Here is a 22,514-nt window from a genome sequence, read left to right on the forward strand (position 1 = left end):
ATGAGCGCGGGCCCCACCCACTGGGTGCTGCACGTCGACCTCGACCAGTTCATCGCGGCGGTCGAGGTGTTGCGCCGCCCCGAGCTCGCCGGGCGGCCGGTCATCGTCGGGGGTCACGGCGATCCCACCGAGCGGGCCGTCGTGTCCACGGCGAGCTACGAGGCCCGTGAGTTCGGTGTCGGGTCAGGTATGCCGTTGCGCCTCGCCGCGCGCAAGGTGCCCGACGCGGTGATCCTGCCCGTCGACGCCCCGGCCTACACCGAGGCGTCCGAGCACGTCATGGACACCCTGCGCGGCCTCGGCGCGGTCGTCGAGGTGCTCGGCTGGGACGAGGCCTTCATCGGCGTCGACACCGACGACCCCGAGGCCTTCGCCGAGCGGGTGCGCGCCGCGGTGCTCGACGCGACGCAGCTGCACTGCTCGGTCGGCATCGGCGACAACAAGGTGCGCGCCAAGATCGCGACGGGCTTCGGCAAGCCGCGCGGGGTCTTCCGCCTCACCCGCGACACGTGGTTCGAGGTCATGGGTGAGCGGCCGACCATCGACCTGTGGGGTGTCGGGTCCAAGGTGTCCAAACGCCTCGCCGGCCACGACATCCACACGGTGCGCGAGCTCGCCGACGCCGAGGAGGCCGTGCTCGTCGGTGAGTTCGGTCCGCGGATGGGCGTCTGGTACTCGCAGCTCGGCCGCGGCATCGGGTCGGCTGTCGTCGACGACTCCCCGTGGATCGCCCGGGGGCACAGTCGCGAGACCACCTACCAGCGCAACCTCACGACCCCCGACGAGGTGCGCGATGCCGTGGGTGAGCTCGCCTCGCAGGTCTTCGACGACACGGTCAAGGAGGGGCGCCCGGTCTTCCGGGTCACCCTCAAGGTGCGCTACGCCCCCTTCTTCACCCAGACCAGGGCCCGCAAGCTGGCCGCCCCGACGAGCGAGCGCGCCGACGTCGTCGACGCAGCCGTCGCCCTCGCCGGGACGCTCGACCCCGACCGCGAGGTGCGGCTGCTCGGCGTCCGGGCCGAGATGGTCATGCCCGAGGGCGGCGACCCGGTCGAGCGCACGCCCGTGCGCGGCCGGCTCTGACGCCGAGGCTCTCATCTTCATCGCCTACGGTCGTCCGCATGCCTTCTCGAGATGACACCGCGATGGACGTCCGACGGCGGTTCGCCGGCGGACCCGCGATGGGGGCCCTGTCCGCGCTGGCGGTCGTCGGGGTCGCCGTCGTGCTGCTCTTCCTCGTCCGCGACGCGGCCTACCGCGCCACCGCCTCCGGTGCCGTGGCACTCCCGTCGGTCGTCGGTGGTGTCTTCGAGGTGGTCGGCGAGCTCGGGCTCGTCGTCCTGGCCGGCGTCGCCGTCGCGCTGACGTGGCGGGCCCGCTCGCGAGGGCTCGAGCACCTCGCGGTCGCCGTGGTGGCCGCGGTGGCGACGGTGGCGGCCTACGTCCTGAGCGAGGTCGTCAAGGGGTTCGTGCGCGAGGAGCGGCCGTGTCGGACGCTCTCGGTGCGGACCGTCGCGTCCTGCCCCGCCGCGGGTGACTGGTCGTGGCCGAGCAACCACGCGACGATCGCGGGCGCCCTCGCCACCGCCGTGGTCGTCCTGGCCCCGGTGTGGTGGCGGCTCGTCGTCCCGCTCGCCCTGGCGGTCGGGGCCTCGCGCGTGCTCACCGGCGCGCACTACTGGCACGACGTCGTCGCCGGCCTCGCGGTCGGGGTGCTCGTCGTGTGGTTCGGCACCTGGGCGCTGGCGCCCGTGGCGCACCGTCTCCTCGTGCGGTCGGTCGCGTCGGGACCGCCGGCGTGGCGTCGCGTCCTCGGCCAGGCCTACGTCCCGAGGTATGCCGCCGGCGAACGCAGCGCCTCAGGCGTCCCAGCGACCGGCGAGTCAGACCGTCTCGCCGTGCAGGAAGCCGACGAGGGCTGAGAGCTCGGGCACCTCGCCGGCGCTGCGGAGCGACTCCTCGAGCACCGCGGCGTGCGTGGGGGCAGCCTCGCGGTAGAGGGCCCAGCCGGCCTCGGTGAGCTCGGTGTAGATGCCGCGCCGGTCGTCGGCGCAGAGCACGCGGGTGAGCAGGCCCCGGTCCTCGAGGCGGTTGACGAGGCGGGTCGTCGCCGACGACGACAGGGCGGCGGCGCGGGCGAGCTGGCTCATCCGCATGTGCCAGCCGTCCTGGCGCGACAGCGCGTCGAGCACGGTGAACTCGACGACGGACAGCTCGTGGCGTCGGACCAGCTCCCGCTCGAGCGCGCCCTCGATGTGGCCGTGCAGCGCAGCGAGGGTGCGCCACCCGGAGGAGCGCACCTCGACGGCGGAGTCAGCGATACCCATGCACCCCATCATAGCGCGCGTTTGCAATATGCCGCGTGTGCAACTAACGTCCGTCCGGTCACATAGTTGCAGACGCGGCATACCAGCGAGAGCAGACAAGCTCGGCGCGGCACCCGCACCCAGTCCAGGAAGGACACGGAGCACCCATGCCACTCGGTCTCATCGCCCTCGCCCTCGGGGGCTTCGGCATCGGCCTGACGGAGTTCGTCATCGCCGGCCTCATCAGCACCGTCGCCACCGACATGGCGGTCAGCATCCCGACGGCCGGCTACCTCATCAGCGGCTACGCCCTCGCGGTCGTCGTCGGCGCGCTGGTCCTGACGCCGGTCCTCGGGTCCTGGCGGCCCAAGCGGGCGCTCCTCGCGCTCATGGTCCTCTTCGTCCTCGGCAACGCGCTGTCGGCGGTCGCCACCGGCTACGGGATGCTGCTCGCCGGACGCGTCGTCGCGGCGCTCGCCCACGGCGCCTTCTTCGGGATCGGCTCGGTGCTCGCCGCCTCCCTCGTCCCGGCGGACCGTCGGGCGGGAGCCATCTCGATCATGTTCGGCGGCCTCACCCTCGCCAACGTCCTCGGCGTCCCGCTCGGGACGTTCGTCGGGCAGCAATGGGGCTGGCGTGCGACCTTCGCGCTCGTCGCCGTCGTCGGGGTCGTCGCAGCCGCGGGCATCGCGGTCCTCGTGCCCGACACCGGTGAGTCCGCCGGAGGGCAGGGCACGTTGCGCGCGGAGCTCGCCGCCTTCCGCAACCGCCAGGTGTGGTTCTCGCTGGCCATGACCGTCCTCGTCTTCGGCGGCATGTTCGGCGCCTTCATGTACGTCGAGCCCCTCCTGACGCGCGTCACCGGGTTCGACGAGTCGGCGGTGCCGTGGCTGCTCGTCCTCTTCGGCGTCGGACTCTTCGCCGGCAACCTGCTCGGTGGCCGCTGGGCCGACCGGGCCCTGACCCGCACACTCGTCGCGCTGACCCTGGCCCTCGCGGTCTCGCTCGTCGCCTTCGCCCTGCTGGCGGGCAGCATGGCGGGCTCGGCGGCGATGCTGCTCGCCATGGGCTTCTTCGGCTTCGCGACGGTACCGGGACTGCAGATGCGGGTCCTGACCCATGCGACGGGGGCGTCGACGCTGGCCTCGTCGGCCAACATCGCGGCCTTCAACGTCGGCAACTTCCTCGGCGTCTGGGTCTCCGGGCTCGCCATCAGTGCCGGTCTCGGCTGGACGTCCCCGCTCTGGGTGGGCGCGGCCTTCGCGACGCTGGGACTCGTCGTCCTCCTCGCCGCGAGCGGGCCCCTCGGTCAGAGCGCGGCGGCCACCGACCGGCCGGCAGTGCGGCCGCTGAAGAGGCAGCCGCCGAGGAAGGTGCCCTCGAGGGAGTTGTAGCCGTGCATGCCGCCCCCGCCGAAGCCGCTCACCTCGCCCGCGGCATACACCCCGGCCAACGGCTCACCGCCGGGCCGGAGCACCCGGCCCGCGAGGTCGGTCTCGAGACCGCCGAGCGTCTTGCGGGTCAGGATGTTGAGGCGCACGGCGATGAGCGGGCCCGCCTTCGGGTCGAGCAGCTTGTGCGGTGTCGCGACACGGATCAGCTTGTCCCCGCGGTAGTTCCGCGCACCGCGGATCGCGGTGACCTGGGCGTCCTTGGTGAAGTCGTTGTCCATCTCGTTGTCGCGCGCGACGATGGTGCGCCGCAGTGACTCGACGTCGATGAGCTCGTCGCCGGTGAGGGCGTTCATGCCCCGGACGAGCTCGTCGAGCGTGTCGGCCACGACGAAGTCCTCGCCGTGCTGCTTGAACGCCTCGACGGGGGCGGGTGCACCCTTGCGGGCCCGGCCGAGGACCTGCTTGACGTCCTTGCCGGTGAGATCGGGGTTCTGCTCCGATCCGGAGAGGGCGAACTCCTTCTCGATGATGCGCTGGGTCAGCACGAACCACGAGTAGTCGTGCCCGCTGCGCATGATGTGGCCCAGGGTGCCGAGGGTGTCAAAGCCGGGGAAGTACGGCGCCGGGAAACGTCGTCCGCGTGCGTCGAGCCACAGGGACGAGGGCCCGGGCAGGATGCGGATGCCGTGGTTGTCCCACACGGGGTCCCAGTTGCGCAGGCCCTCGGTGTAGTGCCACATCCGGTCGGGGTTGATGACGTGGCCGCCGGCAGACTGCGTGATGCCGAGCATCCGGCCGTCGACGTGCGCGGGGACGCCCGCGACCATCCGGGCCGGGGGCGAGCCGAGCCGCTCGGGCCAGGCGCGACGCACGAGGTCGTGGTCCCCGCCGATGCCGCCGCTCGTCACGATGACGGCCTGGGCCGTGATCTCGAAGTCGCCGACCTCTTCCCGGCTGCTCGGCCGGCCCCGGTCGACCCCGTCCGGCGCGAGGAGGCGACCGCGTACGCCGGTGACCGTGCCCGCGGTCTCGACGAGCTCGTCGACGCGGTGACGGAAGGCGAAGGTGACCCGGCCGCTCGCCACGGCCGCCCGGACCCGTCGCTCGAAGGGCTCGACGAGTCCCGGACCGGTGCCCCACGTGATGTGGAAGCGCGGCACCGAGTTGCCGTGGCCGTCGGCCCGGCCGTCACCGCGCTCGGCCCAGCCGACGACGGGGAAGAGCCGGTGGCCCTGCTCGTGGAGCCACGAGCGCTTCTCCCCGGCCGCGAAGTGGAGGTACGCCTCGGCCCACTTGCGCGGCCAGAAGTCCTCGTCACGGTCGAACTGGGCCGAGCCCATCCAGTCCTGTGTCGCGAGCTCGAGGCTGTCCTTGATCCCCATCCGCCGCTGCTCGGGGCTGTCGACGAGGAAGAGCCCGCCGAAGCTCCAGAAGGCCTGGCCGCCGAGCGACTGCTCGCCCTCCTGGTCGACGAGCACGACCCGCTTGCCGCGGTCGGCGAGCTCAGCGGTGGCGACGAGTCCGGCCAGGCCGGCTCCCACGACGACGACGTCGGCATCCATGCGTCAGATCATGTCATCTCCCGCGTCACTGGCCGGTGGCGCCGTCGAGGCACTCGCGGAGCAGGTCCGCGTGACCGCAGTGACGGGCGTACTCCTCGATGAGGTGGACGAGGACCTCGCGCAGGTTGATCGGGTTCGTCGGGTCGAGGCTGACGAGGTCGAGCGACTCGGCCGCGGCCACGAAGGCGTCGCCGTTGGCCGTCTCCGTGCGCCAGCTGGCCCAGGCCTCCTCGACGACGGCGTCCTCGCCGACGGCGCCGGTGAAGTCGGCGTCGCGGTCGTCGGCCCGGCGATAGAGGTAGGGGGTGTCCTCCCCGGCCATGACGCGCCTCCACCACGTCTGCTCGACCTGGGCGAGGTGGCGCACGAGTCCGAGCAGTGACATCGTCGACGGGGGCACCGAGCGCGTCGCGAGCTGCTCGGGGGTCAGGCCGGAACACTTCAGCTCCAGCGTGAGGCGGTAGTTCGCGAGGTAGTCGAGCAGGGTCGTGCGCTCGTCCCCGAGGAGCGCCTCCTGCGTCCGCGGGTCGTCCTCGGGGTCGACCCACATGTCGGGATACGTCTTTCCGGCCATGCCGCCATCGTGGTGCCCGGGGGCGTCGCGCGCCAACGGGTATCAAGGGGGCGGCATACGCTGTCGGCGAATCTGCCCGTGGCAGAGCGGGACTCCCATCTGCATGCGGCCGCGTCACGCTGGGAGCATGACCGAACCACTCACGCCCTCGCCGCTCGACGACCAGCTGTCGATGCAGCTGCTGCACCAACGGATCATCGTCCTCGGGGCCGAGGTCGACGACCCGATCGCCAACCGGATCACGGCCCAGCTGCTCCTGCTCTCGGCCCGCGACCCGCGCGCCGACATCAGCCTCTACGTGAACAGCCCCGGCGGCTCCGTCACCGCGGGCCTGGCCATCTACGACACGATGCGGCTCATCCCCAACGACGTCTCCACTCTCGCAGTGGGATTCGCGGCCTCGATGGGCCAGTTCATCCTCGGCGCAGGCACACCCGGCAAGCGCTTCGCCCTACCCAATGCGCGGATCATGATGCACCAGCCGTCCGCCGGCATCCAGGGGACGGCCGCCGACGTCGAGGTCCAGGCCGCGAACCTCCTGGCCGTCAAGCGCCGGGTCAACGAGCTGCAGGCCGAGCACACGGGCCAGACCGTCGAGCAGATCACCCGCGACAGCGAGCGCGACCGCTGGTTCAGCGCCGAGGAGGCGGCGGCGTACGGCATCGTCGACCACGTCGTCAGCTCACTCGCGGACGTCCGCCCCGGCGGCGCCGAGCGGAAGGTGGGACTGCGATGAGCAGCTACACGATCCCGTACGTCGTCGAGCGCACGCCGGGGGGGGAGCGCAGCTTCGACATCTACAGCCGCCTCCTCCAGGAGCGGATCATCTTCGTCGGCACGGAGATCGACGACGGTGTCGCCAACGTCGTCATGGCCCAGTTGCTCCACCTCTCCTACGTCGCTCCCGACCGAGAGGTGTCGCTCTACGTCAACAGCCCGGGCGGCTCGTTCACGGCGCTCATGGCCGTCTACGACACGATGCAGCTCGTCCAGGCCCCGGTCGCGACGTACTGCCTCGGGCAGGCGGCCTCGGCCGCCGCGGTGCTCCTCGCGGCGGGGGAGCCGGGGCGCCGCTTCGCCCTGCGTCACTCGCGGGTCCTGCTGCACCAGCCCTCCGCGGGCGGCCAGGGGACGGTGAGCGACCTCGCCCTGCAGGCCGACGAGCTCCTCCGGGTGCGCGCGCAGGTCGAGGAGGTGCTGAGCCACCACACCGGCCGGTCGGTCGACCAGCTCCGCCTCGACACCGACCGGGACAAGGTGCTGACGGCCCAGCAGGCCGTGGAGTTCGGCGTCGTCGACCACGTCATCGAGCGGGCGACGGAGGTGGCGCCCGTCGGGGCATGAGGTGAACCGGGCGATTCCATGGACAGGGCCCGGCGGGTGGTGCCACAGTGCTGAGTGCAAGGCCGAGCGACCCGGCGCCGAGGGCCCTCGAACGTCTGTCCATCCTCGCCCGCCCCCGGCCCGCCCACCGTCCGACAGCGACGGGTCATGCCCCGGACGGGCTCCACTTCCGCGAAGGGGAGCTCATGGCTGGTTCTCGTAGGTCGCGCCTCATGCGCATCAGTTCCATCTCCGTCCCGATCCTCGCCCTCGCCGCCCTCGGGCTGCCGGCGACCCAGGCCCAGGCCGAGTCCGGCTCGAGCGCCCACCTCGTCGGCACGTCGACGGCCGCGACCGGGGCCTTCACCCCGTCCGGCAGCGGCGACGCCACCGACGAGGAGTTCATGGGCGAGCCCGACGAGGCCGACGGCGACGCCGGCCCGCCCGCCTTCCCCGGCGTCATCAGCGACCGCAGCCTCTCGAACGGTCACGGCAGCGGGTCGAGCATCTCCGTCAAGAGCGGTCAGAAGGCCAAGTCGAACCCCCAGCTCGGGACGTCGTTCGAGGGTCTCAACCTCTTCCAGCAGAGGTATGCCCGTGGTGGCAACCAGTTCACCGTCGAGCCGCCCGACCAGGCTCTCTGCGTGGGCAACGGCTACGTCCTCGAGGCCGTCAACGACGTGCTCAACGTCTACGACAAGCAGGGCAGCTCGGTGCTGCCGGACAACACGGCGACGAACATCGTCAGCGGCTTCCCGACCGACGTGCACCACGCCGTCGACCTCAACTCGTTCTTCGGCTACGCACCGGCGATCAACCGGTCCACCGGTGTGCGCGCCCAGAACATCACCGATCCCGTCTGCCTCTTCGACGCGGCCACGCAGCGCTTCTTCGTCGCGGTCCTGACGCTCGAGACGACCCCCGCCGGGGCACTCACGCTCGAGAACCACGTCGACATCGCGGTGAGCCGGACGTCCGACCCGCGCGGGACGTGGAACATCTTCAGGTTCGACGCGACGCACGACGGCACCGACATCGGCGGCACGGGCGGCAACGTCGGCCCCTACCTCGGCGACTACCCGCACATCGGGGCCGACGCCAACGGCATCTACGTCACGACGAACGCGTACCCGTGGAACGGCAGCGGCTTTGCCGGCGCCCAGATCTACGCCCTGTCCAAGGCGCAGCTCGCGGCCGGCGCCGCCACGGTGTCGATGCAGCACATCGACACGTCGGGCACCGTCCCGTTGCCGAGTGACGCCGGCGCGACGCAGCCGGGCTTCACGGTCTGGCCGGCCCAGTCGCCGGGGACCGGCTCCTACGAGCTCGGGGCCAACGGCACCGAGTACTTCCTCAGCTCCACCGCCGCGGACGAGGCCACCCACCCCGTCGCTGGTACGGGTGGCAACTACGTGTCGAGCACCGTCGTCGTGTGGGCGCTGACCAACACGGCCTCGCTCGCCTCGGCCACGCCCGCGCTGTCGCTCAGCAACAAGGTCGTGCCGTCCGAGACGTACGCCATCCCGCCCAAGGCGAAGCAGCCGGGGGCCGGGACCGCACCGACCACGGATACTCCCCAGGGCCGCTGCATCAACGACACGACGACGTCGACCATCGCCGGCACCGGGTGCTGGAGGCTCCTCTTCGCCGGCGAGCCGGCCCACAACGAGGTCGTCTCGACCCCGGACTCCAACGACACCCGCATGCAGCAGGTGACGTATGCCAACGGGAAGCTGTGGGGCGCCCTCGACACCGCGCTCAACCCGGACAACGGGGCCCAGCGCGCCGGCATCGCCTGGTTCGTCGTCAAGCCGACGGTCGCCACGGGCTCCGTGACGGCGAAGATGGCACTGCAGGGCTACCTCGGCAAGGCCGGCGCCGACCTGACCTACCCGGCCATCGGCGTCACGTCGAGCGGTCGCGGGGTCATGGCGTTCAGCTACACCGACGCGACGACCTACCTGAGCGCCGGGTATGCCGCCATCGACGCCCTCGTGGGCACCGGACCCATCTCGATCGCCGCGGCGGGCAAGGCCACCGACGACGGGTTCACGAGCTACAAGGCCCAGGTCGGCAGCCCGCCGCGCACGCGCTGGGGTGACTACGGTGCCGCGGCGGTGGACGGCAGCACCGTGTGGATCGCCAGTGAGTACGTCGCGAGCGCCTGCGACTACGCGACGTGGGGTGGCCGCTTCTTCGGAGGCACCACCGGCGACAACAAGCTCGGCACCTGTGCGGCCTCCCCGGGGGCAGCAGGGTCGCGCACCGCGCTCGGCAACTGGTCGACGCGGATCAGCCAGGTGACGCCGTAGCGCCATCGGGCAGGGGACGGGTGGCGGTGGCGCAGGGAGGCGCCACCGCCACCCTGTCCTGAGCAGCGTCCGCCGCGGCACGCCCACGTCCGGCGCGAAGTCCGGGTGCATGGGGAGTGCTCCCCATGCTCTCGGCGCGCGCCGGTAGCGCGCCTCCGACAGTCTCGACGTGCAGGAACAGGCACCTCACGAAAGGGACATCGCATGCGCAGGAACCGACTGACCCATGTCATCGCCGCCGTCGCCCTCGCTCTCGGAGGCCTCGGCGTCGCCACGGCCACGGTGACGGCCACAGCACCGGCCGCCCACGCCGACGAGTGCTACTCGTGGCCCCGCACCCTCAACTCCGGTACGTCCGGCGCCGACGTCACACAGCTGCAGATCCGTGTCGCCGGCTGGGTGCCACGCGGGCAGGTCATGGGCGTCGACGGCTCCTTCGGGGCACAGACCAAGACGGCCGTCGCCAACTTCCAGAAGGCATACGGCCTCACCGCCGACGGCATCGCCGGCCCGGCGACCTTCTCGAAGATCTACGCCCTGCAGGACCCGGACTGCTCGCCACTCCACTTCACCTACGCCGAGGCCAGCTACAACTGCGGTCGGGGCTTCACGGGCACGGCGGCCAACAAGGAGAACATGAAGCGCGCCCTCTGGCGGGCCGAGGCGCTGCGCCACCAGCTCGGCGACCACCCGCTCACCGTGACGTCGGGCTTCCGCGACGCGACGTGCAACGCGTCTGTCGGTGGGGCGAGCAACAGCGTGCACCTGAGCGGTGGCGCCCTCGACCTCGTCCCGGGTGACAGCGCGACCTCGATCTGCAGCATCGCCAAGCAGGCCCGCTACGCCGGGTTCGGCGGCATCTTCGGGCCCGGCTACCCGGCGCACGACGACCACGCCCACGTCGACATCCGGTCGAGCATCGCCTGGGACGCCGACGCGTGCGCCGGCTGGTGACGGTGAACGCCGCGCCCGCCCTGGGTCGTCGCTCCCTCCTCGTCGGCGCCCTCGGCGTCGGCGCGGCGGGAGCCCTCGGGGTCGCCAAGGCGACCCCCTCGAACGCGGCCGTCGCGGCGGTCGCGGCCGTCGCCCGCCCGACCATCGCGTCGTGCGCGACGTGGGGTGCCCAACCGGCGACGGGCACGGTGAGCATGACCGGGCCGCCGCAGAAGATCCTCGTCCACCACACCGCCTCGGCCAACACGACCGACTACTCGCAGGCAGCGGCATACTCCCTCGCCCGCAACATCCAGCAGTGGCACTTCGCCCGGGGGTGGATCGACTCGGGACAGCAGTTCACGATCAGCCGTGGCGGCTACGCCATGGAGGGTCGCCACCGGTCGATCGAGGGGCTGGGGTCGGGGTCGAGCACCGTCTTCCCGCTCGGCGCCCACTGCACCGGGCAGAACTCGACGTCGATCGGCATCGAGAACGAGGGCACCTACACGTCCGCCCTGCCGACGACGGCGCAGTGGAACGCGCTCGTCACGCTCTGCGCCTACCTGTGCCAGACGTACGGTCTGGGTCCGGAGGACATCTACGGTCACCGCGACTTCCTCGACACCGACTGCCCGGGAGACGCGTTCTACGCCAAGCTCCCCCAGCTGCGCTCCGAGGTGGCGGCCCGGCTCGGCACGAGCAACCCGCCGCCGGCGCCGACGCGCACGTGGCCGACGCTCCAGCAGGGCACCAGCGGCTTCCGGGTCACCACGGCGCAGTACCTCCTGCGCCACTCCGGTCGCTCGCTCACGGTGGACGGTGCCTTCGGGTCGGGCACCAAGGCGGTGGTCGTGTCCTTCCAGCAGTCCAAGGGCCTGACCGCCGACGGCGTCATCGGCGCCGCGACGTGGGAGGCGCCCCTGGCGGTCACGTGCAGCCAGGGCCAGACCTCCGACGCGGTGCGCGGGGTCCAGACCGCCCTCACCGCGCAGGGGTATGCCGTCTCGGTCGACGGCGTGTTCGGCCCGGGCACCGCCTCGGCCGTGAAGTCCTTCCAGACCGCCCACGCCCTCGACGCCGACGCGGTCGTGGGTCCCAACACGTGGAGCAGGCTGCTCGCGTAGATCGGAGGATCAGATGAAGACCACCACCACCCGCAGGGGCCTCGCCGGGCTCCTCGCCGCTGCAGCGGTCGCCGTGCTCGGCGTCGTCGCGGCGCCGAGCGCCCTGGCCGCCTCGAACGACGAGATCGCCTTCGACTACTTCGTGTCCAAGGGTCTGACCGAACGCCAGTCCGCCGGCGTCGTCGGCAACCTCATCCAGGAGTCGGGCAGCCCGATCAACCCCTACGCCAACCAGCCGGGCGGCCCCGGGATGGGTATCGCCCAGTGGAGCGAAGGTGGGCGCTGGGACACCGACTCCCGCGACAACATGGTCTGGTACGCCGGCCTCAGCGGGCGCAGCCGCTATGCGCTCGCGGCCCAGCTCGACTTCACGTGGTACGAGCTGTCGACGTTCTCCTCCTACGGTCTCGCCGACCTCAGGTCGTCGACGTCGGTGAGCACGGCCACGACCGTCTTCATGCAGAAGTTCGAGCGGTGCGGCACGTGCGCGACGACCCAGCGCATCGCGTACGCCAACGACGTGCTGTCGAAGTACGGCACCGGCGGCACGGGCGGCGGCACGACGGAGACGAGCCTGCCGATGTTGCGCAGCGGCAGCAGCGGGACGGCCGTACGCACCCTGCAGTACATGCTGAGGGCGTCGGGCCGCAGCGTCTCCGCCGACGGGTCCTTCGGCCCCGCAACGGATTCCGCCGTGCGCACCTACCAGTCCGCCAACGGGCTGTCCGTCGACGGCGTCGTCGGCAACAACACGTGGTACTCGCTGCTGCCCGTGCTGCGCCAGGGCGCGAGCGGCGAGGCCGTCACGGGCCTGCAGCGCGAGCTCGTCGACGCCGGCTACGCGTTGACCGTGGACGGGTCGTTCGGCTCGGCGACGTACTCCGCCGTGCGCGCCTACCAGTCCAGGACCGGCCTGGTCGTCGACGGGGTCGTCGGCACCAACACGTGGGGCAGCCTCATCGACTGATCCGGCTCCCGTCGCCGACGGGCCCGGTGCCGCTCACGCGACGAGCAGCACCGGGCCCGTCGCTGCGTCCGAGGGGGTCGCGATGCTCGACCCGACGCGCGAGGTGAGGTCGAGGACGCGACCACCGGTGCCCTCGGAGGTGAGCTCGCGCAGCTCACGGTGCGCGGCGCCGACGAGGCCGGTGATGCTGGAGCCGAGGGCGACGCACACCGCCTCGAGCACCTCGGAGGACGGCTCCTTGAGCCCCCGCTCCACCTCGGAGAGGTAGGCGACCGAGATGCCGGCGCGCGCGGCGACCTCGGCGAGGGTGCGTCCCTGGCGGGTGCGCAGGCCGCGGAGGAGTCGTCCGTAGACCTCGCGCAGCAACGGCGTCCGGAGGGTGGTCTGACGGCGCGGGGCCAGCTGGGTCATGGCGGTCTCCGATCTCGGTGCGTCCGTCCAGCGTCGCACGCGAGCTCTCGGATCGTGCCGACTGCGGCAGCCGACGCCGTACGCCGTGGGCGAACTCGCCAAACATGTTGACGGCGTTCACTTCGTCGATGAGGCTTGTCGGTGGTGACGTCTAAGGTCGTCGCACGTCGCAACTCACACCTCGTCCCACAGGCACGACTCACCCGGGGAGCCCGCACATGACCATCACCACCGACGCGCGCGCCGCGCGCGACCGGTCCACAGGTCCGGCCATCGAGGCCGAGCACCTCGTCAAACGCTTCGGCGACATGACCGCCGTCGACGACGTCAGCTTCACCGTGCCCCAGGGCACGGTCCTCGGTCTGCTCGGCCCCAACGGTGCCGGCAAGACCACCACCGTCCGCATGATGACGACCCTGAGCATCCCGACGAGCGGCTCGGCCCGCGTCGCCGGCCACGACGTCGCGCGCGAGCCCGAGCTGGTCCGCCGCAGCATGGGTCTCACCGGTCAGGCGGCCACGGTCGACGAGCTGCTCACCGGTCGCGAGAACCTCCGGATGATGGGCTCGCTCTACGGCCTGCCGAGCGGTGAGGTGCGCCGTCTGTCCTCCGAGCTGCTCGAGCGCTTCTCGCTCACCGACGCCGGCAACAAGGTGGTCAAGGACTACAGCGGCGGCATGCGGCGCCGGCTCGACCTCGCGGTCAGCCTCATCGCCACGCCGCCCGTCCTCTTCCTCGACGAACCGACGACGGGTCTCGACCCGCGCAGCCGCGTCGAGCTGTGGGACGTGCTGCGTGGCCTCGTGCGCGACGGCACGACGCTGCTCCTCACGACGCAGTACCTCGAGGAGGCCGACCAGCTGGCCGACCGCATCGTCGTCATCGACCACGGGCGCATCATCGCCCAGGGCACGCCGCTCGAGCTCAAGGACCAGTCGGGCAAGGCCGCCATCGTCCTGACGGTGTCGCACGCCGACCAGCTCGAGCCGGCACGCGCCCTGCTCGCTGCCCACGTCCCCGAGGTGCACGTCGACGTGGCGGCCCGTCAGCTGACCGCCCCGGCCGACGGGCTGTCCGACATGACACGAGTCGCGACGGTGTTCGAGCGCAGCGAGATCGTCCTCGACGACCTGGGTCTGCAGCGGCCCAGCCTCGACGACGTCTTCCTCAGCCTCACCGGCCACCGCGCCGAGCCGCCCTCCGGCGACGGCGCCGAGTCCTCCACCGAGCCCAGCACGCAGATCGAGGAGCAGCGATGACCGACTCCGCCGTCAAGGACGCCACCCGTGTGGCCCACGTCGAGCCCCACGACTTCGAGCCGCCGGGCTTCGTCCGTCAGGTCACGACGATGGTGTGGCGCAGCCTGAAGCACATCAAGCGACAGCCCGAGATGCTCACCGACGTCACGATCCAGCCGGTCATGTTCGTGTTGCTCTTCGCCTTCGTCTTCGGAGGCTCGATCGTCATCCCCGGCTTCAACTACCGGGAGTGGCTGATGCCGGGGATCATGGCCCAGACCATGGCCTTCTCGGCGTTCATCGTGGCGATCGGCCTCAACATGGACCTCGGCAAGGGCATCATCGACCGGTTCCGGTCGCTGCCGATCTCGAGGGGCTCGGTCCTCGTCGGACGCAGCATCTACAGCATCATCCACTCGAGCATCGGCATCTTCGTCATGTCGCTCACGGGCCTCGCGATCGGCTGGCGCATCCACAACGGCGTCGGCAAGGCCCTGCTCGCCTTCGCGCTGCTGCTGCTCTTCGGCTTCGCCATGATCTGGGTCGGCATCCTCGTCGGCTCCTCGATGCGCTCGCCCGAGGCCGTCAACGGCCTGATGTTCACGACGATCTTCCCGATCACGTTCCTGGCCAACACCTTCGCCCCGACCGTGGGCATGGCCGGCTGGTTGCGGACCATCGCGGAGTGGAACCCGATCAGCTCACTCGTCCAGGCCATGCGTGAGCTGTGGGGCAACGGGCCCGAGGCGCTGCCCGACGCCGCCCTGCCCCTGCACCACCCGGTCCTCACGACGGTGATCTGGTCGGTCGCGATCACCGCCGTCGTCGCCCCGCTGGCGGTGCGTGCCTTCATCCGCCGCACGACCGACTGAGGGCAGGAGCGACTCGGCCCCGGGTCCGGCCTCAGGTCAGCCGGCCGGCATGCAGCGGATGACGGTGACGTCGCCCTCGAGGCGCACGGCCCCGGCTCCGTACGGCAGGAGCAGCACGTCGCCCCGCGCCACCTCGGTGGTGCGGGGCGCGTCCGTTCCCGTCGTCAGCCGGCCCTGGCCGTCGACCACGACGACGACGGCGAACGCCGCCGCGCCGTCGGCCGGGGCTCCCCGCGTCGCGCTCAGCACCTCGGCCCGGAAGAACTCCGCGGCCTGATCCGGCAGCGCGTGGCCCGCACCCGTCACGTCGACCCAGCGCCGCCGCAGCGCGGCGAGGCCCTCGGCGGTCAGGGGCCCCCGGTCGACGCTCTCGAGGGCGCGCGGGACCGTGAGCCCGAGGAAGGCGTGCGCCTCCTCCAGCCCGAAGCGCCGGTGCTCGAGCATGACCGAGAGGTCGGTCGGCTCCTGCAGCTCGAGGACGAACACGCCCTCACCGATCGCATGGGGCTGGCCGCCGGGCACGAGCAGGGCGTCCCCCGGCGACACCTCGATCCGGTTGAGCGCGGCGAGGAGGCGCTCGTCCTGGGCCTCGACGAGCTCGGCCAGCTCGTCCGGAGGCAGCTCGTCGCGGAAGCCCAGCCAGACGCAGGCACCCGGTTCCGCGTCGAGGACGATCCAGGCCTCCGTCTTGCCGTGGTCGCAGTCGAGGTGGGCCGCGGCGAAGGCGCGGTCGGGATGGGAGTGGACGGGCAGGCGCTCTCCGGCGTCGAGCAGCTTCGTCAGGAGTCCCGGCTCGATGCCGTGGCGGGTCACGTGGTCGGTCCCGAGCCAGTGGTCGGGGTCGGCGGCCAGGGCGTCGGGCAGCGGCGTGCCGTCGGCGAGCACCGTGACCCCGTCACCGCCCTCGGCGAAGAGGCGCGTCGTCGACGCCAGCCAGTCCTCGGGACGGTGGTCGTCGAAGGCCTCCGGCACCTCGAGGCCCCGGAAGGCGAGGATGCGCTCGCCGCCCCGGTAGAACCGGTGGGGCGTGTTGGGCGGCAGGCGGGTCGGGTCGGACACGGTGGTCTGGGACACGGGGCTGGTGCTCCTCGGTTCGGTCATCGGGTCGGGGTGCCGCGGCGGACGCCCGAGGCGCGGACGATGAGCCGCGTCGGCATGACGACGGTCTGTGCCTGCGACTCGTCGCCGAGCAGACGGGCGAAGAGCTGCTGGGCGGCCTTCTGTCCCATGGCCGCCGGGTCCTGGTGGACGACGGTGACCGGGGGGTCGATGAGGGCGGCGAGCTCGAAGTCGTCGTAGCCGACGAGCGACAGCGGGAGTCGCAGCTCGCGCAGGGCGAGGAGGGCTGCGAGGGTGATCCGGTTGTTGCCGGTGATGACCGCGGTGATCGGCTCCGGGCCGGTCGCCCACTGGCTCAGCGACTCGTGCACGGAGGCCGGACTGTGCGGACCCATGGAGACACGTGGGGTCGTGGGCAGTCCGAGGCTCTGCTGCGTCGTGACGAAGGCGTCGCGGCGTTGCCGTGCCGTCCAGAACGCCGGGTCGTCGCCGTAGAAGGCGATGTTGCGGTGCCCGTGCGCGACGAGGTGCTCGACAGCGCTGCGGATGCCGCCGTGGTTGTCACTGAGGATCGTGTCGCGCGGGGTGCCCCGGACGGGACGATCCATGTAGACGATCGGGGTGTGGCTCGCCTCGAGCACGGCGTCCGAGGACGCGCTCTCGTCGGCCGGGACGACGACGATGCCGTCGACGCGGCGGTTCACGAGCGCCTCGATGACGGCGCGCTCACGTGACGGGGAGCCCTCCGCCGACGCGGTGATGAGCTGGTGCTGGCGGATGCGCGCCTCGCGCTCGACGGCCGCGCCGACCTGCGAGTAGAAGGGGTTGGCGAGGTCCTCGACGACGAGGGCGATGGTGAACGTACGCCCCTGACGCATGAGGCGGGCGCCGTCGTGGCGGCGGAAGCCGAGTCGCTCGATGACGGCCCGCACCCGCTCGGCCGTGTCAGGACGCACCCCCGGCTCGTGGTTGACCACGCGCGAGACGGTCTTGACCGAGACGTGCGCCTCGGCGGCGACGTCGGCCATGGTCGGGCGGGCGGCTGTCCGGTGGTCAGACAACGCTGTCATGCCCGCAGTCTCGTCATCGAGCGCTCGAATGGCAACGTCAGGACCTCCTCGGGAGCCACCGCGGTGACGTTCTGTCCGATCCGATGTCCTGACCGGACAAGATCGGTTCGGGCTGTTGACGCCCTTTGTCGGGTGAGGCGAGTCTCGGCCGGGTCGGAGGCGGCTCGGGGTCGCCAGCGCCGACCTCACATTCAGCACGGCTCAACGACGAGCACGGAGGAACCCATGCCCATGAGATCCGGGATCCACAGAGGCGTCATCGCCCTGGCAGTCCTGGCCACGTCGACCGCGGGTGCGGTCGCCGGTCCTGCTTCAGCGAACGCCGCCGGCAGCCCTGCCGCGGCGCCGCTCTCAGCACCCACCGCCGTCGCCGGCGCGGGTGACTTCACGACGTCGTTCGAGACGGGTCAGCCGCAGCCGGCCCTCTCGACGGTCGAGGCCGGCCCCGCCGGCCCGCGGCAGCAGAACGTCTCCGGCACGGCCAGCGCCAACGGCAGCCTCCTCGGCTCGGTCGTCGGCGTCACCGCGAGTGCGGAGAACGCGCCGGGTGAGGTCGCGGCCAACCTCGCCGACTCCAACCCCGACAGCAAGTGGCTCGCCTTCGCCTCGAGCGGCTGGGTGCGCTACCAGCTCGGTACGCCGGCCAAGGCCGTGCGCTACTCGCTGACGTCGGCGAACGACTCCCCGGAGCGGGACCCCAAGGACTTCACGCTCCAGGGCTCGGCGGACGGCACGACGTGGACCGACCTCGACCGCCGCACGGGCATCGACTTCTCGGGACGCTTCGCCACGCGCACGTTCGACGTCACGACGGCGGGGACGTACGCGTACTACCGGCTCAACGTCACGGCGATCCACTCCGGCGGCACGGTCCAGCTCGCCGACTGGGACCTCTCCGACGGCAGCACCGGTTCCGGCCCGGCGACGCCGATGAAGACGATCGTCGGCTCGGGTCCCATCTCGGGCTTCAACATCAAGCCGCTCGTCGGCTGGACCGGCGTCAAGGCGCTGCGCTACTCCGGTGGACACACCGCCGACGGCCGCGGATACGCGTGGAACCGGCTCTTCGACGTCAACCTGCCGGTCACCTCGCGGACCCAGCTGAGCTACAAGATCTTCCCCGACATGATCGCGGGCGACCTCGAGTACCCGTCCACGTATGCCGCCCTCGACGTCCGCTTCACCGACGGCACGTACCTGTCCGACCTCGGCGCCGACGACCAGCACGGCGTCGCGGGCAGCCCGAGCGGCCAGGGCAAGGGCAAGATCCTCTACGCCAACCAGTGGAACGCCGTCTCGCTCGACGTCGGCAAGGTCGCCGCGGGCAAGACGATCGACCGCGTCCTCGTCGGCTACGACAACGTCGGAGGTGCGACGAAGGACACCCGCTTCGGCGGCTGGATCGACGATGTCGCGGTCCAGGCTGACCCGGCGGTCATCGACGGCTCTGACCTGACGAACTACGTCGACGTGCGACGCGGCACCAACGCCTCCGGCGGCTTCTCGCGTGGCAACAACCTGCCGATCAGCGCGGTGCCCAACGGCTTCACGTTCTTCACCCCGGTGACGAGCGCCAACTCGCAGTCGTGGGAGTACTACTACCAGTCGCAGAACAACGCGGCGAATCTCCCTGTCCTGCAAGGCCTTGCGGTCTCGCACGAGCCGAGCCCGTGGATGGGTGACCGCAACCAGATGTCGGTCATGCCGTCCATCGCGACGGACACCCCGACGGGCAGTGCGTCCGGCCGCGGTCTCGCCTTCGACCACGCGACCGAGGTCGCCCACCCGGACTACTACAAGGTGGCCCTCGCCGGCGGCCTGACCGCCGAGACGGCCCCGGCCGACCACGGCGGCGTCTACCGGTTCACCTTCCCCGCCGCGGCGAGCAAGGGCAGCCTCGTCGTCGACACCATCGACGACAACGGCACCTTCACCGTCGACGCGGCCACCGGCACCATGACGGGCTGGGTCGACAACGGCAGCGGCCTGTCCGCCGGCCGCAGCCGGATGTTCGTCTATGGCACCTTCGACCGGCCCGCCACGGCGGTGGGCACGGCGCCGGGTGGTCACACGGGCACCCGCTACGCCTCCTTCGACACGAGCACGAGCAAGCAGGTCGTGCTCAAGCTCTCGACGTCGTTCCTCTCGCTCGACCAGGCGAAGAAGAACCACGCCCTCGAGCTCGCGTCCCGCGACTTCGACGCGGTGCGTGCCGCGGCGAAGACCGCCTGGAACGCCCGCCTCGGCGTCGTCAACGTCAAGGGCGCCAACGACAGCGAGCGGACGACGCTCTACTCGAACCTGTACCGGCTCAACCTCTACCCGAACAGCCAGTTCGAGAACACCGGCACGGCTGCGGCCCCCCGCTACCAGTACGCGAGCCCGGTTGCGGCCAAGAGCGGTTCGGCGTCGGCGACGACGACGAACGCCGCCGTCAAGGACGGCAAGATCTACGTCAACAACGGCTTCTGGGACACCTACCGCACCGTGTGGCCGGCCTACAGCCTGCTCTACCCGGAGGTGGCGGCCGAGATCGCCGACGGCTTCGTGCAGCAGTACCGCGACGGTGGCTGGGTCGCACGGTGGAGCTCGCCGGGCTACGCCGACCTCATGACCGGCACGAGCTCCGACGTCGCCTTCGCCGACGCGTACGCCAAGGGCGTCAAGCTGCCCGACCCGCTCGCGGCATACGACGCCGCCCTCAAGAACGCGACGGTCCTGCCGACGTCGAGCGCGGTCGGTCGCAAGGGTCTCGACACGTCCACCTTCCTCGGCTACACGAGCACCGACACGGGCGAGAGCGTCTCGTGGGGTCTCGAGGGCCTCGTCAACGACTTCGGCATCGGCACCATGGCGGCCAAGCTCGCCAAGGACCCGGCCACGCCGACGTCGCGCCGCGCGCAGCTCACCGAGGAGTCCGCGTACTTCCTCGAGCGGGCGACGCACTACGGCAACCTCTTCAACCCGAAGGTCGGCTTCTTCCAGGGTCGTGCCGCCGACGGCACCTTTCCGTCGAGCTTCGACCCGGAGGACTGGGGCGGCGACTACACCGAGACGAACGCCTGGAACTTCGCCTTCCACGCTCCGTTCGACGGCAACGGCCTCGCCAACCTCTACGGCGGCCGTGACGCGCTCGCGAAGAAGCTCGACACCTTCTTCTCGACGCCCGAGACGGCGACGAAGCCCGGCGGCTACGGCGGCGTCATCCACGAGATGCTCGAGGCGCGCGACGTCCGCATGGGCCAGCTCGGCCAGAGCAACCAGGTGAGCCACCACATCGCCTACATGTACGACTGGACCGGCCAGCAGTGGAAGACGGCCGAGAAGGTCCGAGAGATCATGCGTCGCCTCTACGTCGGCGGCGAGATCGGCCAGGGCTACCCCGGCGACGAGGACAACGGCGAGATGTCGGCGTGGTACGTCCTGTCCTCGCTCGGCATCTACCCGCTGCAGGTCGGCTCGGCCAACTGGGCCATCGGCTCGCCGAAGTTCGACCAGGTGACGGTCAAGCGCACGCAGGGTGACCTCGTCGTCAACGCTCCCGGCAACTCCGAGCACAACATCTACGTGCAGGGCGTCACCGTCGACGGCAAGAAGCACAAGAGCGTCTCGATCAGCCAGGACGAGCTCACCGGCCCGACCACGGTCGACTTCGCGATGGGTGCCAAGCCGTCCGACTTCGGCGCTCGCGCCCAGGATGCGCCCCCGTCGCTGACGCAGGGCACCGAGGCGCCGACGCCGCTCAAGGACGCGACCGGTCCCGGCCGCGGCTCCGCGACGGCGACCGACCTCGCGTCGGGCTCCGACGCCAAGGCCCTCTTCGACAACACGTCGCGCACCGGGGTGTCCTTCACCTCGGGCACGCCGTCGGTGACCTTCGCCCTGTCGGGCGTCGGCCAGCGGGCCACCTGGTACACCGTCACCTCCGGACCGAAGGCCGGCGACCCGTCGGCCTGGCGTCTCGAGGGCAGCAAGGACGACGGCAAGACGTGGCAGACGCTCGACACGCGCACGGGGCAGGTCTTCCCGTGGCGGGTGCAGACGCGTCCGTTCGAGATCGCGCACGCCGGCACGTTCACGACCTACCGGCTCGTCGTCACGGCGACGGCAGGCGGGGACGCCGCGAACCTGTCCGAGCTCGAGCTGCTCACCGACGGATCCAAGGCCCAGAACACCGGGCTCAAGGTCTCGGCGGCCGAGCCGTTCGAGGTCGCGGAGGACACCACGTGGTCCGGTGCCGTCGCCACCTTCTCGGGTGGCGTCGGCCAGGGCACCGACCCGTCCGCCACGGCCACGGCGACCATCGCGTGGGGTGACGGCACGAGCTCGGCGGGCACCATCGAGCCCGGTGACCTCGGCTCGTACACCGTTCGCGGCACCCACACGTGGGCCGAGCCCGGGCCGTACCAGCCCAAGGTCACCGTCACGACGGGGAACGACAGCGGCTCGGCGCTCGGCGCCGTCACCGTGCACCAGGCGTCCACGCCGGCGTATGCCGCCGGGTTCGACTCCGTGTGCTTCGGCAACGTCGGCGACGTCGTCCACTGCGACGGCAAGGACGCGGGCCTGTCCCGTGAGGCCCTGGCCGCCGCGGGCGGGGTGCCCGGCAAGCTGCTCACCGTCCCCGGGACCGACCTGCGCTACTCGATGCCGGGGATCCCGGTCGGCGAGAAGGACAACGCGACGGGTGCGGGTCAGACCCTTCCCGTGACGCTGGCACCCGGGGCGACGAGGCTGTCGCTCATCGGCACCGGCACGCAGCGCAACCAGGACACGACCGCCACGGTGCGCTTCACGGACGGCTCGACGACGAGCTACCCGGTGCAGTACGGCGACTGGTGCGGCTCGGCCCAGTTCGGCAACACGGTCGCGCTCGAGATGGCCTACCGCCTCAACGGGACGGGCACCGACGGCTGCCGCGCCAAGCTGTTCGCCACGGCTCCGCTCACGGTGCCGACCGGCAAGACGGTCGCGTCGGTGACGTTGCCGACACAGACCGGTGACCCGACGACGGCGGGGCGGATCCACGTCTTCGCCGTCGCCGACAACGGCTCGGCCCTCACCGTCGCGGCCGCGGCGGACGCCACGGCGGCGACCGGCGCCGACACCGATGTCACGCTCGGCACCGCGTCGGGTGGCGTCCCCGCCGACACCGGCTACACGGCCCGCGTCCAGTGGGGCGACGGCACCGTGACCGAGGACGCGACGGTGACGACGGCGGCCGACGGCACCGCCACCGTCACGGGGGGTCACACCTGGGGCGCCGCCGGCACCTACTCGGTGCGGGTCCTCGTCTCGGACTCCCGGTCCGACGTGCTGAGCTCGCTCACCGTCACGGTCGGCTAGCCCGGAGGCAGCACAGCAGA

18 protein-coding genes are annotated in these 22,514 nt (G+C 71.5%); 12 read left to right on the top strand and 6 right to left on the bottom strand.

Annotation, left to right across the window (positions count from 1 at the left end; all coding sequences use genetic code 11):
- Nucleotides 1-1,083 carry a DNA polymerase IV gene (locus tag H283_RS0102585; RefSeq protein ID WP_020141952.1) on the top strand — a complete coding sequence of 361 codons (1,083 nt, stop codon included), beginning with the start codon at nucleotides 1-3 and terminating at the stop codon, nucleotides 1,081-1,083.
- Between the two features lie 38 nt (nucleotides 1,084-1,121).
- Nucleotides 1,122-1,922, top strand: coding sequence for a phosphatase PAP2 family protein (locus H283_RS26425; protein ID WP_081633752.1), 801 nt, complete (start codon nucleotides 1,122-1,124; stop codon nucleotides 1,920-1,922).
- Here the strand turns inward: H283_RS26425 and H283_RS0102595 are convergent.
- Nucleotides 1,884-2,327: a MarR family winged helix-turn-helix transcriptional regulator gene (locus H283_RS0102595; protein ID WP_020141954.1), complete on the bottom strand. Its 444-nt coding sequence runs from the start codon at nucleotides 2,325-2,327 to the stop codon at nucleotides 1,884-1,886. The genes H283_RS26425 and H283_RS0102595 overlap by 39 nt on opposite strands.
- 146 nt (nucleotides 2,328-2,473) lie before the next feature.
- On the opposite strand from H283_RS0102595, the gene H283_RS23790 reads away from it, so the two are divergent.
- On the top strand, nucleotides 2,474-3,700 hold the full coding sequence (locus tag H283_RS23790; protein WP_020141955.1) for an MFS transporter: 1,227 nt from the start codon (nucleotides 2,474-2,476) through the stop codon (nucleotides 3,698-3,700).
- Here the strand turns inward: H283_RS23790 and H283_RS0102605 are convergent.
- Nucleotides 3,616-5,262, bottom strand: coding sequence for an FAD-binding dehydrogenase (locus H283_RS0102605; RefSeq protein WP_020141956.1), 1,647 nt, complete (start codon nucleotides 5,260-5,262; stop codon nucleotides 3,616-3,618). The two genes, H283_RS23790 and H283_RS0102605, sit on opposite strands and share 85 nt — an antisense overlap.
- A gap of 25 nt (nucleotides 5,263-5,287) precedes the next feature.
- Nucleotides 5,288-5,836, bottom strand: coding sequence for a DinB family protein (locus H283_RS0102610; RefSeq protein WP_020141957.1), 549 nt, complete (start codon nucleotides 5,834-5,836; stop codon nucleotides 5,288-5,290).
- A 127-nt stretch (nucleotides 5,837-5,963) separates the two neighbouring features.
- Here H283_RS0102610 and H283_RS0102615 point away from each other — a divergent pair, with 127 nt between their 5' ends.
- From H283_RS0102615 to H283_RS26430, 6 genes are all read left to right on the top strand, one after another.
- Nucleotides 5,964-6,572, top strand: coding sequence for an ATP-dependent Clp protease proteolytic subunit (locus H283_RS0102615; RefSeq protein ID WP_020141958.1), 609 nt, complete (start codon nucleotides 5,964-5,966; stop codon nucleotides 6,570-6,572).
- Entirely contained in the window at nucleotides 6,569-7,180 is a 612-nt protein-coding gene (locus tag H283_RS0102620) for a ClpP family protease (protein WP_020141959.1), read from the top strand. Before H283_RS0102615 ends, H283_RS0102620 begins: the two co-directional genes overlap by 4 nt.
- 212 nt (nucleotides 7,181-7,392) lie before the next feature.
- Nucleotides 7,393-9,471, top strand: coding sequence for a hypothetical protein (locus tag H283_RS0102625; RefSeq protein WP_020141960.1), 2,079 nt, complete (start codon nucleotides 7,393-7,395; stop codon nucleotides 9,469-9,471).
- A 204-nt stretch (nucleotides 9,472-9,675) separates the two neighbouring features.
- The gene (locus H283_RS28615; protein WP_020141961.1) at nucleotides 9,676-10,425 is read left to right on the top strand and encodes a D-Ala-D-Ala carboxypeptidase family metallohydrolase; all 750 of its coding nucleotides are present in this window, start codon (nucleotides 9,676-9,678) and stop codon (nucleotides 10,423-10,425) included.
- A gap of 2 nt (nucleotides 10,426-10,427) precedes the next feature.
- Nucleotides 10,428-11,531, top strand: a complete 1,104-nt coding sequence (locus H283_RS0102635; RefSeq protein WP_196805891.1) for an N-acetylmuramoyl-L-alanine amidase — start codon at nucleotides 10,428-10,430, stop codon at nucleotides 11,529-11,531.
- A 13-nt stretch (nucleotides 11,532-11,544) separates the two neighbouring features.
- Nucleotides 11,545-12,498: a phage tail tip lysozyme gene (locus H283_RS26430; protein ID WP_020141963.1), complete on the top strand. Its 954-nt coding sequence runs from the start codon at nucleotides 11,545-11,547 to the stop codon at nucleotides 12,496-12,498.
- Between the two features lie 33 nt (nucleotides 12,499-12,531).
- On the opposite strand, the gene H283_RS28620 is transcribed toward H283_RS26430, so the two are convergent.
- The gene (locus tag H283_RS28620; protein ID WP_020141964.1) at nucleotides 12,532-12,909 is read right to left on the bottom strand and encodes a helix-turn-helix domain-containing protein; all 378 of its coding nucleotides are present in this window, start codon (nucleotides 12,907-12,909) and stop codon (nucleotides 12,532-12,534) included.
- Between the two features lie 218 nt (nucleotides 12,910-13,127).
- On the opposite strand from H283_RS28620, the gene H283_RS0102655 reads away from it, so the two are divergent.
- Both H283_RS0102655 and H283_RS0102660 read left to right on the top strand, forming a co-directional pair.
- Nucleotides 13,128-14,168 (top strand): ATP-binding cassette domain-containing protein, encoded by a 1,041-nt coding sequence (locus tag H283_RS0102655; RefSeq protein ID WP_020141965.1) that lies wholly within the window; start codon nucleotides 13,128-13,130, stop codon nucleotides 14,166-14,168.
- Nucleotides 14,165-15,019: an ABC transporter permease gene (locus H283_RS0102660; RefSeq protein WP_020141966.1), complete on the top strand. Its 855-nt coding sequence runs from the start codon at nucleotides 14,165-14,167 to the stop codon at nucleotides 15,017-15,019. Before H283_RS0102655 ends, H283_RS0102660 begins: the two co-directional genes overlap by 4 nt.
- 36 nt (nucleotides 15,020-15,055) lie before the next feature.
- Here H283_RS0102660 and H283_RS0102665 read toward each other — a convergent pair whose 3' ends face one another.
- Both H283_RS0102665 and H283_RS0102670 read right to left on the bottom strand, forming a co-directional pair.
- Complete coding sequence (locus tag H283_RS0102665) at nucleotides 15,056-16,093, bottom strand: class I mannose-6-phosphate isomerase (protein WP_020141967.1); 1,038 nt, start codon at nucleotides 16,091-16,093, stop codon at nucleotides 15,056-15,058.
- 23 nt (nucleotides 16,094-16,116) lie between these two features.
- On the bottom strand, nucleotides 16,117-17,148 hold the full coding sequence (locus H283_RS0102670; RefSeq protein ID WP_231372211.1) for a LacI family DNA-binding transcriptional regulator: 1,032 nt from the start codon (nucleotides 17,146-17,148) through the stop codon (nucleotides 16,117-16,119).
- Nucleotides 17,149-17,373: 225 nt separating this feature from the next.
- Here H283_RS0102670 and H283_RS0102675 point away from each other — a divergent pair, with 225 nt between their 5' ends.
- Nucleotides 17,374-22,494, top strand: a complete 5,121-nt coding sequence (locus H283_RS0102675; protein ID WP_028785285.1) for a GH92 family glycosyl hydrolase — start codon at nucleotides 17,374-17,376, stop codon at nucleotides 22,492-22,494.
- Nucleotides 22,495-22,514: the final 20 nt, after the last annotated feature.

The organism is Terracoccus sp. 273MFTsu3.1, assembly GCF_000383675.1.
Lineage (GTDB): Bacteria > Actinomycetota > Actinomycetes > Actinomycetales > Dermatophilaceae > Terrabacter.

Excerpts from the sequence above, each read along its gene's own strand:
- H283_RS0102605 (WP_020141956.1), bottom strand. The coding sequence starts at position 5,262 with ATGGATGCCGACGTCGTCGTCGTGGGAGCCGGCCTGGCCGGACTCGTC.
- H283_RS0102595 (WP_020141954.1), bottom strand. The coding sequence starts at position 2,327 with ATGGGTATCGCTGACTCCGCCGTCGAGGTGCGCTCCTCCGGGTGGCGC.
- H283_RS26425 (WP_081633752.1), top strand. The coding sequence starts at position 1,122 with ATGCCTTCTCGAGATGACACCGCGATGGACGTCCGACGGCGGTTCGCC.
- H283_RS28620 (WP_020141964.1), bottom strand. The coding sequence starts at position 12,909 with ATGACCCAGCTGGCCCCGCGCCGTCAGACCACCCTCCGGACGCCGTTG.
- H283_RS0102620 (WP_020141959.1), top strand. The coding sequence starts at position 6,569 with ATGAGCAGCTACACGATCCCGTACGTCGTCGAGCGCACGCCGGGGGGG.
- H283_RS0102655 (WP_020141965.1), top strand. The coding sequence starts at position 13,128 with ATGACCATCACCACCGACGCGCGCGCCGCGCGCGACCGGTCCACAGGT.
- H283_RS23790 (WP_020141955.1), top strand. The coding sequence starts at position 2,474 with ATGCCACTCGGTCTCATCGCCCTCGCCCTCGGGGGCTTCGGCATCGGC.
- H283_RS0102675 (WP_028785285.1), top strand. The coding sequence starts at position 17,374 with ATGCCCATGAGATCCGGGATCCACAGAGGCGTCATCGCCCTGGCAGTC.
- H283_RS26430 (WP_020141963.1), top strand. The coding sequence starts at position 11,545 with ATGAAGACCACCACCACCCGCAGGGGCCTCGCCGGGCTCCTCGCCGCT.
- H283_RS0102660 (WP_020141966.1), top strand. The coding sequence starts at position 14,165 with ATGACCGACTCCGCCGTCAAGGACGCCACCCGTGTGGCCCACGTCGAG.
- H283_RS0102610 (WP_020141957.1), bottom strand. The coding sequence starts at position 5,836 with ATGGCCGGAAAGACGTATCCCGACATGTGGGTCGACCCCGAGGACGAC.
- H283_RS28615 (WP_020141961.1), top strand. The coding sequence starts at position 9,676 with ATGCGCAGGAACCGACTGACCCATGTCATCGCCGCCGTCGCCCTCGCT.
- H283_RS0102670 (WP_231372211.1), bottom strand. The coding sequence starts at position 17,148 with ATGACAGCGTTGTCTGACCACCGGACAGCCGCCCGCCCGACCATGGCC.
- H283_RS0102625 (WP_020141960.1), top strand. The coding sequence starts at position 7,393 with ATGCGCATCAGTTCCATCTCCGTCCCGATCCTCGCCCTCGCCGCCCTC.
- H283_RS0102585 (WP_020141952.1), top strand. The coding sequence starts at position 1 with ATGAGCGCGGGCCCCACCCACTGGGTGCTGCACGTCGACCTCGACCAG.
- H283_RS0102615 (WP_020141958.1), top strand. The coding sequence starts at position 5,964 with ATGACCGAACCACTCACGCCCTCGCCGCTCGACGACCAGCTGTCGATG.